Below are 13,097 nucleotides of genomic sequence, written 5' to 3'. Positions count from 1 at the left end.
CGGAAGAGTTGTTGGTCACGAGATCTTCGCAGTTTTCGCACGCCTGTTGGCGCTGCTCCCAGAGGGGCGTTCGAGCGCCACGGGGTCGCGGCGGGTGCCCGGTCGCAGGGCACTTCCGCCGATCGTGATGAGCAGGTTCACCGCCAGGGAGATCAAACCTGTGTTGATGCCGGAGAGGTTTTCCCCGCTGGTGACGTACAGGGCCACGGCGGTTGCGACTCCGATGCTCATGCCGGCGGCGACGGCTCCGGTGTTCGCTCGCCGCGCGTACAGCACTGCGAACCAGCCCGGTACCACCTGGGCCAGCAGCATGTAGGTCAGGTTGAGCACGGTCAGCATCAGCGTGGCCGCGTACAACGTCAGTACCGCACCGAGGACGAGGAAGGCGGCGACCATGGCCGTGGTCCACCGGCGCTGAGCCGCCGGGCGCACATCGGGCACGAGGTTGCGGGTGACCATGCCGCCGATGACCAGCGCGGTGGCCGCTAGCACGAGCACACCGGCCAACCCCGCGGCAGCGGCCACCATGCCCAGCAACCAGTCCGGAAGCAAGTCCCTGGCCGCGACCATGAAGATCCGATTGGGCTCGGCGACGTCGGGGTAGTGGTGCAGCGCGTAGAAGGCGGCGAAGACCAGGAACGGATACATGAGCATGTACAGCGGCATCCACACAGTGGAGCTCTTGACCGCTCGTTCCGAGCGCGCCGGGAAGATGTAGGCAGCGCCGAAACCGAGGTAGAACACCACACCCTGGAACACGATCGTCGTCATGCTGAAGACCAGGGACTGACCGTGCATGGTCACCGACTCGCGCGGAAGAGCGGCTGGTCCCGTCACGTCCCCGACGCCACCGGCTGCCCACACGGCCGCGGCCCCGACCGCGACCACGCCGACGAGCATGAAGGTGTCCTTGAGGATGGATACGAAAGCGGGGGAGCGGATGCCCGAGACCGCGATGTAGACGAATGCGATCCCACCGGCGATCAGCACGGATTGCAGCGGGGACAGTGGTATCCCCAGACCGCTGAGGACCACCTGCAGGCCGATGAACTGGTACTGCCCCCACGGGACGAGCGCGATCAGCAGGGTCGCGCACGTCATCAGTTCCAACCGCCGACTGGCGAAGTGCCGCCCGAACACGTCGGGCACCGTCATCGCGTCGTACCGGTGCGCGGCCCGCCACACCAAGGGGGCGAGGAAGTAGCCGACGACGTAGGCCAACAGGATGTACCCGAGGAACCAGATCCCGTGGCCGGCGCCTTCGGCGTAGATCCCGCTGGGAAATCCGATCATCGTGCCGATGCTGTAGACCTCGCCGACGGCGAGGAAGTAGATCAGCCACGCGGGAAACGTGCGCCCGCCGACGAGGAAGTCGGATATTCCGCCTTGCTTGCGCTTGCTTTCCCGACCGGCCAGCACCGCGAGCGCGATCGACAGGAGCATCACCCCGGCGAAGATCCCCGCTACCATCAGATTTCCGTTTCGTCGAGGTGGTGATCGCGGTCGAAGAAGCGCCAGCTCACCCACAGGCACGCGGTGGTGAACGGGAAGCACGCGAACATCCAGAAGAACAGCAGCGGTATCCCGAGGACGTGCACCGAGGTGTTCGCCACGAGGGGGATGCCCACGAGAATCGCCGAGGCGGGCAGGACCAGGCCGATGAAGATGCTGGGCCAGCTGCGAATCATCGTTGACCTCCGGAGGTGCGGGCCTCCGCGATCGGTTCGACGGCGTACACGACCCTCCCGCCCACCAAGGTGGCCTCGACCCGCACGGACTTGAGCTCCTCGGTGGGCACGCGGGTGGGGTCCTGCGAGAGGACCGCGAAGTCGGCGAGCTTGCCGCGCTCGATGCTGCCCTTGCTGGTTTCCTCACCTGCGAGGTGGGCGGCGTCCAAGGTGTAGCCCCGCAACGCGGTCTCGACGTCGACGGACTGCTCCGGTCCCAGTTCCAGACCGTCGCGTGTGGAGCGCGCCACCGCGCACCAAATCCCCTCCAGCGGTGGCACCGGTGTCACGGGCGTGTCGGCATGCAGCCCGTAACGCATCCCGCGCGACCGGGCCGAGGCCAGCGGGCTGATCCGCCGGGCCCGTTCGTCACCCAGGAACACATCTCGATGCCGGTCGCCCCAGTAGTACACGTGCTTGATGAAGAATGACGCCAGCACGTCGTGCTCGGCCATCCTGTCCAGCTGGTCCTCGCGCACGCTCTGGCAGTGTTCGATGCGGTGCCGACGCCCCGTGCCGCCTGGCGCGTCCAACCGGGCGTACGCATCCGTGATGGCTTCGATGGCCGCGTCGCCGTTGCCGTGCACCGCCACTTGCCATCCCGCGGCGTCCAGGTCCGCGATCCGCCGGGACAACTCCGCGGGATCGAGCAGCATCATGCCGTGCTCGTCCGGGGCGCACGTGTAACCCTCGGCCACGCACCCCGTCAGCCCTTGCAGCGAACCGTCGGCGACGATCTTGACGCCCGCCAGGGTGAAGTGCTCATCGCCGAGCCCGGGGACTTCGGTCTCGACGGGGCTCGGCCGGCCGTCATCGAGTCCGGGCAGCAGGTCGTGGAACAGGTAGCCCCGCACCCGGGTCGCCAATGCCCCCTCCGTCGTCAACCGGCGGTAGGCGGACAGTTCCGCGTTGCCGGCCAGCAGACCGATCCCGGTGTCGTGCACGGTCGTGATCCCGTGGGTGGAGTACTCGCGGTCGGCCAGCCGCAGCGCCTCGCATACTGCGTCGACGTCCTGCCCGTTCTGGGAGTTGACCATGAAGGCGGCGGTCTCGAGCAGCAGACCGGTCGGCTGCCCGCTCCTGTCCCTGGCGATGGCGCCTCCCGGCGGGTCGGGGGTGTTCCCGTCGATGCCGATCTCGCGCAGTCCCGCCGAATTGACCACGCAGAAATGGCCGGACACGTGCGTGAGGACTACGGGGGTGTGCGGGGCGGCCCGATCGAGGTCCTGCCGGGTCGGGTGCCTGTTCTCCCCGAGCAGCGTGTCGTCGTAGCGGTAGCCGCGGATCCACTCCCCCGCTGCGGTGCTGCGGACGGCCGCCGCGACCCGTTCGACGATGTCGGTGATCTTCTCGTTCGGCGGAGTTCCCGCATCCACCTGAGCCGCTAGCGTGAGCCCGAAGAACGTCGGGTGGTTGTGCGACTCGACGAATCCGGGTATCACCGTACGGCCCCGCAGGTCCAGGACTTCGGTGTGATCGCCGACCAGTTCCGCGATCGACTGGTTGCTGCCCAGGTCCGCGATGCGTTCCTGCCGAACAGCCACCGCCTCCGCGCGGGAGTTCCGCGGATCGAGCGTAAGCACAGCAGCGTTGAGCAACACCAGGTCCGCTGCGATCCGGTCGTCGGCCACCGACGGTAAGTGCACCAAGCGGTCCTCCTGACTCGCACGTTTCGCCACGACGTGTGCTGGAGCACTATGACAACCGACGCGCTGATCTCCCGGTAGGTCCAGAAATCGTCGTGCAGCTGGTACCAGGACCCGCCGGGAAGGGCGGTAGCGACATCGACCCGATCGTTCCGCGGGCGGTCGGCTGCTTCCTGCCGTCCGTCCCGGTGGGAAGGTCCACTGTGTAGTAACTGCTCGAGCGTGGCCGACGCCCTGACCGGCGCGGTCGAGGCCTTCGGGCGCGTCGACGTCGCGTTCAACAACGCCGGCATCGAGCAGCCGCGCAAGCCGGCGGCCGAGGTGACCGAGCAGGAGCGGCACCGCCTCGTCGGAGTCGGCCTCAGCGGTGTGTTCCTGTGCCTGAAGCACGAGATCCCGGTGATGCTCGAGCACGGCGGCGGCGCGCTCGCGCAGGAGCCGATCGGCCGCATGGGCGCGCCCGAGGAGGTCGCCGCGGCCGTGCTGTGGCTGTGCTCGGACAACGCCTCCTTCGCTACCGGCCGCGCCCTGGTCGTCGACGGCGGCCAAACCGCGTAGTCGGCGCCTCCGGGCGACACTCCTTCGCTTCGCCCGGGGGCGTTCGACCGGGCGAGATGCCAGCATGGGGGCGCATCGGCACTCGTTCCGGATCGTCCGCCATCAGGGAGGCGCTGCAACCGTGATCCGCCCGCAGCACCGCACGACCGCACGCCTGCGACTGGTTCCGGTCGCACTCGGACTCGGCGCCGCCGTCGCCTTCGGAGGATGCAGCGCCGGCCAGGACGCGGCGACGGAGACCCAGGTCGCGGCCGTCAACGGCGGCTCGAAGGACAAGGGCGACATCGCGATGCGCAACGTCCAGTTCACCTTCCCGCAGGCCGGCGAGGTCTACCCGGAGGGATCCTCCGCCCCGGTGCAGGGCATGATCATCAATTCGGGGGAGACCGCTGACCGCCTCGTCGGGGCCTCCAGTTCGTACGCGGCCTCGGTCGAGGTCAGCGGTGCGACCGAGCTGCCCGGTGACAGCGCTCTGCACGCCTACGGCGCGCCGGCCCCGAGCGCCGAGAACTCCGGTTACGTCGAGCCGCAGCCGCGGCCCGACCAGCGCGAGGTCACGATCACCGTCAACGGTCTCACCGAGGAGATCGGCCCCGGCGTGACCATCCCGGTGACCTTCCGGTTCGCCGAGGCCGGGGAAGTCACCGTGCAGGTGCCGATCGCGCGGGACCACAGCCCGCGGCCCGAGCACGGCAGCCCGCGGCCGGAGTGATGCGTTCCGGCGTCCTCGGTCGGGGTCCAGTGCTGTGCACCGGTCGGTGAAAGGTTCCGCGCAGGCGGGGTTCACGTCCCGTGGTTGTTCCTCCCCGGGGATTCGTGGCCGCTGGTGGTGAGTTTCAGGACGATCCAGAGGGCCCCGAGGAGACCGCCGAGCAGCGTCACAGGATTCGCGAGCGTTTCGGCGTAGGTGTTTTCTTCGATTTTCCCGAATCCGGTGAGTGCGGCTCTGCCGAGGAGGGACAGCACTGGGAGGAGGAAGAGGAGGGTGAACAGGCCGAGGAGGGCGGTGTACGTGTTGCGCATGCTGTGAGCGGTCTCCGTCGACGGTGGTTGCAAAGCCCTTCCGGGCGAGTTGGCCACTCTAGCGCTGCATGCGGTGCGTTGCGAATCTGACATTGTGCGCCACGTTCTCGCGGTTCGCGCTCGGCGGCACCACTCACCGATGTCTGAGTAGTTCTACTGGTGTGCGCCCGGTGCTCGAGCACGATCCTGGTCGTATGCCGGACGCAACAGCGGCTGCCAGACTCGCCGGAGAGGTCGACGAGCTGGGGCGCCGCCTCGCACGAGTCAGCGCCGAGCTGCGAAGCCTGGGCACCGAGCCGGTGCCCGTGCACGATGCCCCCGATCCCGCTGTCCCAGCATCTGACGTCTCAGCGCCCGATGCCTCCGATCCCGACGTCCCCGACCCTGACGGCTCAGCGCGCGGCGTCCCGGCGCCTCCGCAGGGCGGGTCCCGGGCAGGGCCGGTCGCACCGCAGTGGTCGCAGACCGGATGGCCGGTGGCCGCGCAACACCCGCCCCTGCCTCCGCAGCACCCACCGCCTCCGCAGTCGACCGCTCCCCGGCGGCGTGCCTCCTTCACCGAGGCCCTGCGGCGGGAAGGGGCGGGAAGTCGGCTGCTCGCCTGGGTCGGCGGTGCGGTCACGCTGCTCGGCGTCGTGCTGCTGCTCGTGCTCGCGATCCAACGCGGCTGGCTCGGTCCGCTGCCCCGGGTACTGCTCGGCGCCGGCCTCGGTCTCGGGCTGCTCGCGACCGGGATGTGGCTGCACCGCAATCCCGCCGGCCGAACCGGAGCGCTCGCGCTGACCGCCACCGGCGTTGCGACGCTCTACCTGGACGTGCTCGCGGCGACGGCGCTGTACGCCTACCTGTCACCCGTCGGTGGTCTCGCGGTCGGCCTGCTCGTCGCGGTCGGCGGGTTGCTGCTCGCCGAGCGCTGGCGCTCGGCGCTGCTGGCCATCGGCGTGATCGTGGGCTGCGTCGTGCTCGCGCCCTTCGCCGTTCGCGGGTTCTCGCCGGACCTGGTGGCCTTCCTGCTGCTGCTCGAGCTGGCGGCGGCACCGGTGCAGCTGCGCCGGAGCTGGCCGGCGGTCGCCCTGGTCGCCGGCGTGCCACCGCTGCTGGCCTCGCTCGGGGCCACGGCGTGGACGGGCGAACCCGGGAGCGGGGCGAACACGGCGGCCGCGCTGGCCGTCTGGGTCGTGACCACCGTCCTGTCCCTGCTCACGCTGCGGCGCCGTCCCGACGAGGCAGGTGCGCTCGCGCTGCTCGCCAGCGCCGCGGTGCCGCCCCTGGTCGCGGCGTGGGCACTTCCGGAGGAGCAGGCCGTGCCGGTGTCGGCCGCGGTGGCGGCCACGCTGATCGGCGTGTGGGCGACCGAGCGCTGGCAGCCCGGACGGGCGGGGGACCTGGCGGGTGCCGCCGGACTCGTCGCTGCACTGCAGGCCACGGTCATCCCGCTCGAGGGAACTGCTCGCGCTGCGGTGCTGCTCGGGGAGGCGCTGGTGCTGGTGCTGGTGGCCGTGCGGGCGCACAACCGCATCGCACTGGCCGGTTCGCTCGGATTCGCGGTGCTCGGCACGCTCCTGGGACTCGCGGGGGACCTGCCGCCGGCGCTGCTGCTGCAGTTCGCTCCCCGCGAGCCCGGAGCTCTGGCCGGCGGTGCGTTGGTCGCGGCGCTGCTCCTGGCCGCCGCAGTCGCGCTGCCGTGGGGAGCGTGGCGGATCGGTGCGGACCGCGCCCTGTCGCCCCGCTCACCGCTGTGGTTGCTCATCGGCGGTGCGGCGCTCTACGGCGCCTCCGGGATCCTGCTGTGCGGGGCACTGCTGGTCCTGCCGGACCGCTCCGGCTTCCTGCTGGGACACGTGGTGATCACGGTCTCCTGGACGCTGGTCGCGTTGGGACTGTTCGTGCGCGGGATCAGCGTGCCCGCCCTGCGGGTGATCGGCCTGGTGCTGGTCGCCGCCGCAGTGGCGAAACTGGTGCTGTTCGACCTGGCCGCCCTGGACGGCATGGCCCGCGTGGCCGCGTTCCTCGGCGCAGGGCTCGTCCTGCTCGCCGCGGGAACCCACTACGCGCGACTGGTGGCCCGCTCGGAGGGGCGGGCCACGCCGTCGGGCGAGGCAGGCCACGAGGGACGGACAGGGCCCTGCTGCGCGGCGGAACGCTCCACATGACCTCTGGCGAGTGATGGAGTGGTGCCATGCCTGTCGAACGACGTGCGTGGGGATCGGGCGAGCTGGGGAGGCGGTACCTGATCGCGGCCGTGCTGGCGGTGCCTGCCGGGGTGGCGGGCGCGCTGGTCACCGTGGCGCTGTTGCGGGCCACGCACGCGTTGTCCGACCGGAGTCCCGGGGAGCGGCGGTGGGAGCTGGTCCTGCCCGGACGGGGTCAGCTGCGCGGTGCCCGGACTGGTGGGTGCTGACGTCGGCGCCCTCCGTCGGTTGGGGGCTCGCACTCGCCCTGCACACCTGCGCCGGGCGGGTGCGGCGGAGCCACACGGCCCGCACCGGCAACTCAGCGCACTCGGAGTCGTCCTGCCCGGCCGGATCGGCGGTGGGCCGACTGCTGCCGGCTCGGCAGGTACCACGCCGAGGCGGGCGGTCGCGAGCGAGCCGGGGCGGCGGGTGCCAACCGTGTCGGACGTCACGACGAGCAGGCCTTGCGCGCGGTGCGAAGCGCGCATGTCGGGAACTGGCGGGTTCGGTCGGTTCGGCTTTCCGCGGGGCGTGCGCGATGCCGCAGCGCAAGATCAGGCATGTACAGATGTACATGGGCTGTGCTAGCTTCTCCCTCCAAGTCAGGAGCAACCACTTCGACCAGGGAGGTCGCACCAGAATCGAGTCCGCGCGGCCGGATGTCCCCTCCGGCGCTCGTCGGACCCCTTTCGTCTCCGGGGCGGTCCACTGGGCTTGGCCGGAGACCGCGCCGAGTTCGAAAGGCACGTCGACGAGGCCCGCGGAGGTGCCGTGCACCGAGAACTCATCCCGAAGGCGGGGAGCTCACCGGCGAACTCCCCTGCCCGCCCCTCGTGCTGAACCGGATTTCAGCACCGTTCCTGCGGCGTGCAGCATCGAACACCGCCCAGCGAGGTCGACCCTGGCGGGCGGAGTGCGCGACGACGCGCACGTGTCCCCGGAAACAGCTGGCGTTGATTCTTCGAACGAGTCGATGAGGACCGCAGTCGAATCGCATTGCGGCGAGTCCGGAGTGGATTGACCCCTGAAGTCGTCCACTTTTCCGCCCGGGAGCGCGGAATTCGCAGCGGGCCAACGACGATTCTGCTGCGCGCATCGGGCGCCGCGCCCCGTGTCATCAGCGGTGTTCGCCGATCCCGCACGTCTCCAATCCGAGAAGATCGTGGTTTCCATGCAAATTCCAAAGACGAGGCAGACGACGAGCAGAGCGGTCTTACCCGTCTCCGTGGCGGTGACGGCGTTGGTCGTCCTGTGGGGTGTGGCGGCACCGAGGAACTTCGAGGCCGTCACCACCCGGCTGTTCAACGGAGTGGTGGCGAATCTGAGCTGGTTCTTCCTGCTCGCGGCGAACGTCCTTCTGGTGTTCGTCGTCTACCTGGGGGTGAGCAGGTACGGGCGGGTCAAGCTCGGGAAGCCGCAGGACAAGCCGGAGTTCAGCCGTCCGGCGTGGTTCGCCATGATGTTCCAGGCGGGGATGGGGCCCGCCATCATCTTCTGGGGTCTGGCCGAACCGCTGTCGCACTACGTGAACGTTCCCTTCGGCCTCGCCCCGCCCGGGTCGGACGGGGCCGCCGGGGTGGCGATTCAGTACACCTTCTTCCACTGGGCGCTGCACCCCTGGGCCATCTATGCCACCGCCGGCTTGGCCGTGGCCTACTTCAGCCACCGCAAGGGTGAGAAAGGTCTGCTCAGCGCCATTTTCCGCCCGCTGATCGGCGACCGCGTCGACGGTCCCGCGGGCAAGGTGATCGACACCTTGGCCGTGCTGGCGGTGGTGTTCGGCATCGCCGTGGCCCTGGGGCAGGCCGGGCTGCAGCTCACAGCGGGGCTCGGTGAAACGTTCGGGGTTCCCACGGGCGCGTTCGCGCAGCTCGCGGTCATGGGGGTCACCGCTGCGGCGTTCATGATCTCGGCCTCGACGCGGATCGAGCACGGCATCAAGTGGCTCGCGAGCATCAGCATGCTCGTCGCTCCGCTGCTGCTCGTGTTCTACTTCGTCGTCGGACCGACCGTCACGCAGCTCAACGTCTTCACCGAGGGCATCGGCAACTACCTGACCAACATCCTCCCGATGAGCTTCCGGTTGGACGCGTTCGACCCGCACGCGGAGTGGATGGGGAGCTGGACCGTCTTCTACTGGTCCTGGTGGATCGCCTGGGCGCCGTACGTGGGGCTGTTCATGGCCCGGATCTCCCGCGGACGCAGCATCCGCGAGTTCGTCGGGGCCACCGTCCTCGTCCCGAGCGTGCTCAGCACGATCTGGATCGCCGTGTTCGGCGGTGCGGCGCTGCAGCTGGCCCGTGGCGGGCAGGCCTCCGACATCGCCCAGACCGTGCAGCAGAGCCCGGCGGCCGGGATGTTCGTCTTCATCCAGGAGTACCCGCTGCCCGTTCTCCTCTCGATCATCACGCTGGTGCTGCTGTGGATGTTCTTCGTCGCCAGCGCGGACTCCGGCACCGTCGTGCTGAGCGAGCTGTCCACCGGCGGCTCGCCGAACCCCCAGACCTGGATCCGACTCCTGTGGGGACTCCTGCTGGTCGGTGTCTCGGGAGTCCTGCTGCTCTCCGGCGGTCTCGGCGCGCTCCAGCAGGCCTCGGTGCTCACCGGGACACCGTTCGCGATCATCCTGGTCGTCGTCTGCGTCTCCTTCTACAAAACCCTCTCGAAGGAGCACGGACCCGGTGCCGAGGAGCACTCCTCCCACGAGGAGGAGCAGAACTCCCACCCGAACGGGGAGGTGCCGTGGTCGGCGCCCGAGGACGGGCAGCGCGAAGGGATGTTGCGCCGCGCGGCCTCCGCGACGGGACACCACGAGGAGGTCACGGCGATCGGCGCGTCGGATCGTTCCGACGGTGAGCTGACCTGACTCCGCCGTGACGCGAGGACCGGCCACCGGCGTGCGCGCGAACGCCGGTGGCCGGTCCTCCCCGCCCGGGACAGTGACAACCCCGGCGAAAATCCAGCGCGATCCGAGCGTTCGGGGCCTGCCCCCGCCGCTGCCGCGCCGCGGCGCAGGTGCCGCTCCTCGACCTCCCGACCGCCGCCGAGCAGGTTCCGCCTCGACGACTTCGCCTCCGCGCAGGTTCCTGGAGCAACCCCGGGGTGGGCGGGGACGTCCCCCGCGGGGAATCACACACCTGCAGGGAGGTTGGCAATGTCTGCACGGCGCTCGAGGTTTTCCATCGGAACCCTGGCCGCGGTGGCGCTCGCGGCACCACCGGTCGGTCTCGCCGCCCCCGCGGCGGCGGAGGCGCAGGCCGGTCCGGCCGGAGCACCCCCGGGATGTGAAACGGGGTGCGAGCAGGTCTTCAGCCACCAGGTGGGATACGGGGCGCACGTCGAAGGGTGGCGCGCCGCTCCGTCCGAGTCCTCGCGGTACAGCGTGCTGGCCTACTACATCGGCGGGGAGCTGCGCGACACCGCGAGGTTCGACGACGAGCGCGTGGAGCAGGGCTCGTGCGGGTGGGAAGGCGACGCGCAGCGGTGCGCGATCACCTACACCACCGGCGCGCACAGCAGCGGTGCGAAGTCGGTCTTCCTCACCGCTGAGGGCGGCATCGAGACCACTGACGACATCGTCGGTGCAGCGCCGGGGGCTGCGCTGGCCTCCCTCGACGGCAACGGGCGCGCCGACGTGGTGCTGCGCCGGAGCACGTACGAACCCAACTACGCCGCAGCACCCCAGTACTGGGAGACCTACCTCGAATTCGAGGGGAAGTTCGTGCGCACCGGCTGCACCGCGCCGGAGCACGGGAATTCCCCCGTCCCGAGCGAACCCGTGTACGCGAGCTGCGCGTACGTCTGATGTCGCTGAGCTGCCGGCTCGGCGGTCGGGGCCAGGGCTGCGACCGGCTGCTGGCCGGGGTTGCACCATCGCCAGCTGATCGGCCGCTGCTCGGCGTCGAGCAGCGGCGCACGCACCACCGCCACCGCCCCTCCTGCGGGCCGTGGCGGGGACGGTGGTGCGCCGGCCGTTACCCGCCGGTGCGCTCGCGGTGCTCGCACCCCGGCCAGCAGCAGGGCCGGCGCTGGCCTTCTGCCAACTCCTCCTGGGCCCGGCGAATGCGGCGTTGCCGGGTCGTCTCCTGCTTGGCGTCCTCGACCCAGCAGATGAACTCGTTGCGGGCCAGGGGCGTGATGTCCTGCCAGGCATCGAGCGCCGTGGTGTTGGTGATCAGCGCCTCGTGCAGGTCCGCGGGCAGCTCGTGCACCACCCCGCCGGGAACTCGGTGGCCACTCATGGAGTCATGGTAGTCGACGGAACCGAGTTCGCCCCACCCATCGCCCTCCGGTGTCGATGGCCGCGGGACAGCCGGTCACTGCGCGAGCTCCCCGGTCAGTTCGGCGAGCAGGTCGCGGACGCGGCTGTCGATGTCGTCGCGGATGGGGCGGATCTGCTCGGCGGTCTTGCCGGCGGGGTCGTCGAGCTCCCAGTCGAGGTAGCGCCTGCCGGGGAAGACGGGGCAGGCGTCACCGCAGCCCATGGTGATGACGACGTCGGAGGCCTCCACCGCGCCGGTGGTCAGCTTCTCGGGGACCTCCTGCGAGACGTCGATGCCGAGCTCGTCCATGACCGCGACGACGGCGGGGTTGACCGCGTCGGCCGGTGCCGTGCCCGCGGAGCGGACGGCGACCCGGCCCCGGGCGCGGTGGGCCAGCAGGGCGGCGGCCATCTGCGAGCGCCCGGCGTTGTGCACGCAGACGAACAGCACTTCGGGGGTTCCGGACACGGGGACTCCTCGGTTCTCGGCGATCAGGGCGAGGTGCTCGCGCGCGTAGCGCGTGGCGAGCGTGACGAGGTGGGTGTGCACGCGCGCGGTGTCGTTGAGCTCGGCGTAGGCCGCATCGAGCACGGCGCGGATGGTTTCCGGGGCGAAGATCCCGCGGAACCGGGGATGCAGGTCGGTGGTGGCGCGGTCGAGGAGCTCGGCCACGTGCGGAGCGGCCAACCGGTACTCCTCGGCGTCGTGGTGGGAGGTTTCGGACATGACAGCCGCCTGAAGATCGTTCCCTGGAGCATTCGTTCACGTCGGCCTGTGCCGATGCAGCTCACCTGCTGATCAAGCGCACGGACGGCGGGCCGCTTGGGCCTGGTGCGCCTGCGCCGTGAGGTTCGCGAGGCCTGCGGTCATCTCGCTCAGGGTCTCGGTGCGCAGCCTGTAGTAGGTGTAGCGCCCGTGCGGTTCGGCGGCGACGAATCCCGCCTCGCGCAGGATCCGCAGGTGGTGGCTGATGGTCGACTGCCGCGCCCCGGTGTCGTCGACCAGGTGGCAGGTGCACATCTGCTCGCGGGCGAGCAGGCGCACGATCTCGGCGCGCAGGGAGTCGCCGAAGAGCTTCACCATCAACTCGGCGAAGCCCAGCGGCCCGTCGGTGGCGGGATCCTGCGGTGCGCCACCCGCGGCTGCCGTCTCAGCTTGCATCAGCATGCTTCGATGCAATCATTCGACGGGAGCGGTGGTCAATCAGGCCTCCGGTGGTGCGCGCAGCAGATGAGCAGGGCTGAAGCGACGAGTCGCGTTTCCGGTGCGCCCGGTCGGCGACCCGGGGATGACCACCGCATCGACGAGTGTTGATTCATCGGTACCGGTCGATGTGTCGACAGGGCCCGTTCCCCCGCCGAGACGCCCCGCGGCTTCTCCGGCGCCGCCCTTCAGCGGGGAGCATCCGGTCCGCGGCGCCCTCGGCTCACTGCTGGGGGAACGGCGGTGCGGCGGAGGTGCCGTGGGTGTGCGTTTCGCCGGAGCGGTGTTCGTCGGTGAGGTCGGGTACCCCGGGGACGGACGCGAGCAGCCGCAGTGCCAGCAGGACGCCGTTCCTCGCCCCCTCGGTCTGGGCCCGGCTGCGGTCGTCGGAGCACACCTGGCGCTCCTCGTCGAGCCCCGCGTGCACGCGTGCGAGCTGGATCGCGACGCCGGTCGGTGTTGCGGTGCGCGGTGCCCGGTCGGACATGCCTCGACCTCCGTCCG

The 13,097-nt window shown here is 70.3% G+C and carries 14 protein-coding genes and 1 pseudogene; 6 read left to right on the top strand and 9 right to left on the bottom strand.

Annotated elements, in window-relative coordinates; translation table 11 throughout:
• Positions 1 to 15 precede the first annotated feature (15 nt).
• From ACVGV0_RS14730 to ACVGV0_RS14720, 3 genes are read right to left on the bottom strand one after another with little or no spacing between them, the layout of a single operon-like run.
• On the bottom strand, positions 16 to 1,470 hold the full coding sequence (locus tag ACVGV0_RS14730; RefSeq protein WP_459156253.1) for a sodium:solute symporter family protein: 1,455 nt from the start codon (positions 1,468 to 1,470) through the stop codon (positions 16 to 18).
• Positions 1,470 to 1,688 (bottom strand): DUF3311 domain-containing protein, encoded by a 219-nt coding sequence (locus ACVGV0_RS14725; protein ID WP_459156252.1) that lies wholly within the window; start codon positions 1,686 to 1,688, stop codon positions 1,470 to 1,472. Before ACVGV0_RS14725 ends, ACVGV0_RS14730 begins: the two co-directional genes overlap by 1 nt.
• Positions 1,685 to 3,373 (bottom strand): amidohydrolase, encoded by a 1,689-nt coding sequence (locus tag ACVGV0_RS14720; protein WP_459156251.1) that lies wholly within the window; start codon positions 3,371 to 3,373, stop codon positions 1,685 to 1,687. The genes ACVGV0_RS14725 and ACVGV0_RS14720 overlap by 4 nt, the downstream gene beginning before the upstream one ends.
• A 222-nt stretch (positions 3,374 to 3,595) precedes the next feature.
• On the opposite strand from ACVGV0_RS14720, the gene ACVGV0_RS14715 reads away from it, so the two are divergent.
• Together ACVGV0_RS14715 and ACVGV0_RS14710 are read left to right on the top strand one after the other, a co-directional pair.
• Entirely contained in the window at positions 3,596 to 3,931 is a 336-nt protein-coding gene (locus ACVGV0_RS14715) for an SDR family oxidoreductase (RefSeq protein ID WP_459156250.1), read from the top strand.
• Between the two features lie 121 nt (positions 3,932 to 4,052).
• Positions 4,053 to 4,643, top strand: a complete 591-nt coding sequence (locus tag ACVGV0_RS14710) for a copper chaperone PCu(A)C (protein WP_459156249.1) — start codon at positions 4,053 to 4,055, stop codon at positions 4,641 to 4,643.
• A 71-nt stretch (positions 4,644 to 4,714) separates the two neighbouring features.
• On the opposite strand, the gene ACVGV0_RS14705 is transcribed toward ACVGV0_RS14710, so the two are convergent.
• A complete protein-coding gene (locus ACVGV0_RS14705; RefSeq protein WP_459156248.1) occupies positions 4,715 to 4,954 on the bottom strand; it encodes a hypothetical protein in 240 nt (79 codons plus the stop codon).
• Positions 4,955 to 5,430: 476 nt separating this feature from the next.
• Between ACVGV0_RS14705 and ACVGV0_RS14700 the strand changes: the two genes are divergently transcribed.
• The 4 genes from ACVGV0_RS14700 (at position 5,431) to ACVGV0_RS14685 (ending at position 10,933) form a co-directional block, all read left to right on the top strand.
• Complete coding sequence (locus ACVGV0_RS14700; RefSeq protein WP_459156247.1) at positions 5,431 to 7,107, top strand: DUF2339 domain-containing protein; 1,677 nt, start codon at positions 5,431 to 5,433, stop codon at positions 7,105 to 7,107.
• Between the two features lie 26 nt (positions 7,108 to 7,133).
• A complete protein-coding gene (locus ACVGV0_RS14695; protein WP_459156246.1) occupies positions 7,134 to 7,355 on the top strand; it encodes a hypothetical protein in 222 nt (73 codons plus the stop codon).
• A 944-nt stretch (positions 7,356 to 8,299) separates the two neighbouring features.
• Positions 8,300 to 9,994 (top strand): BCCT family transporter, encoded by a 1,695-nt coding sequence (locus ACVGV0_RS14690; protein ID WP_459156245.1) that lies wholly within the window; start codon positions 8,300 to 8,302, stop codon positions 9,992 to 9,994.
• A 288-nt stretch (positions 9,995 to 10,282) separates the two neighbouring features.
• The gene (locus ACVGV0_RS14685; RefSeq protein WP_459156244.1) at positions 10,283 to 10,933 is read left to right on the top strand and encodes a hypothetical protein; all 651 of its coding nucleotides are present in this window, start codon (positions 10,283 to 10,285) and stop codon (positions 10,931 to 10,933) included.
• 169 nt (positions 10,934 to 11,102) lie between these two features.
• On the opposite strand, the gene ACVGV0_RS14680 is transcribed toward ACVGV0_RS14685, so the two are convergent.
• From ACVGV0_RS14680 to ACVGV0_RS14660, 5 genes and pseudogenes are all read right to left on the bottom strand, one after another.
• The gene (locus ACVGV0_RS14680) at positions 11,103 to 11,369 is read right to left on the bottom strand and encodes a YdeI/OmpD-associated family protein (protein ID WP_459156243.1); all 267 of its coding nucleotides are present in this window, start codon (positions 11,367 to 11,369) and stop codon (positions 11,103 to 11,105) included.
• A 75-nt stretch (positions 11,370 to 11,444) separates the two neighbouring features.
• Complete coding sequence (locus ACVGV0_RS14675) at positions 11,445 to 11,858, bottom strand: arsenate reductase ArsC (RefSeq protein ID WP_459160019.1); 414 nt, start codon at positions 11,856 to 11,858, stop codon at positions 11,445 to 11,447.
• Between the two features lie 33 nt (positions 11,859 to 11,891).
• A pseudogene (locus ACVGV0_RS14670) lies at positions 11,892 to 12,116 on the bottom strand (three-helix bundle dimerization domain-containing protein); the annotation flags it as partial.
• A gap of 72 nt (positions 12,117 to 12,188) precedes the next feature.
• A complete protein-coding gene (locus ACVGV0_RS14665) occupies positions 12,189 to 12,557 on the bottom strand; it encodes an ArsR/SmtB family transcription factor (protein WP_459156242.1) in 369 nt (122 codons plus the stop codon).
• 259 nt (positions 12,558 to 12,816) lie between these two features.
• Entirely contained in the window at positions 12,817 to 13,080 is a 264-nt protein-coding gene (locus ACVGV0_RS14660) for a hypothetical protein (protein ID WP_459156241.1), read from the bottom strand.
• Between the last annotated feature and the right edge of the window lie 17 nt (positions 13,081 to 13,097).

It is taken from the genome of Salinifilum ghardaiensis (assembly GCF_054491345.1).
Note: the sequence above shows the minus strand (reverse complement) of the source record. Positions and strands in the feature narration are given on the sequence as shown.

Bases quoted from the DNA above. Each gene is read 5' to 3' on its own strand.
- ACVGV0_RS14685 (WP_459156244.1), top strand. From the start codon at position 10,283: ATGTCTGCACGGCGCTCGAGGTTTTCCATCGGAACCCTGGCCGCGGTG.
- ACVGV0_RS14690 (WP_459156245.1), top strand. From the start codon at position 8,300: ATGCAAATTCCAAAGACGAGGCAGACGACGAGCAGAGCGGTCTTACCC.
- ACVGV0_RS14660 (WP_459156241.1), bottom strand. From the start codon at position 13,080: ATGTCCGACCGGGCACCGCGCACCGCAACACCGACCGGCGTCGCGATC.
- ACVGV0_RS14725 (WP_459156252.1), bottom strand. From the start codon at position 1,688: ATGATTCGCAGCTGGCCCAGCATCTTCATCGGCCTGGTCCTGCCCGCC.
- ACVGV0_RS14730 (WP_459156253.1), bottom strand. From the start codon at position 1,470: ATGGTAGCGGGGATCTTCGCCGGGGTGATGCTCCTGTCGATCGCGCTC.
- ACVGV0_RS14680 (WP_459156243.1), bottom strand. From the start codon at position 11,369: ATGAGTGGCCACCGAGTTCCCGGCGGGGTGGTGCACGAGCTGCCCGCG.
- ACVGV0_RS14695 (WP_459156246.1), top strand. From the start codon at position 7,134: ATGCCTGTCGAACGACGTGCGTGGGGATCGGGCGAGCTGGGGAGGCGG.
- ACVGV0_RS14705 (WP_459156248.1), bottom strand. From the start codon at position 4,954: ATGCGCAACACGTACACCGCCCTCCTCGGCCTGTTCACCCTCCTCTTC.
- ACVGV0_RS14665 (WP_459156242.1), bottom strand. From the start codon at position 12,557: ATGCTGATGCAAGCTGAGACGGCAGCCGCGGGTGGCGCACCGCAGGAT.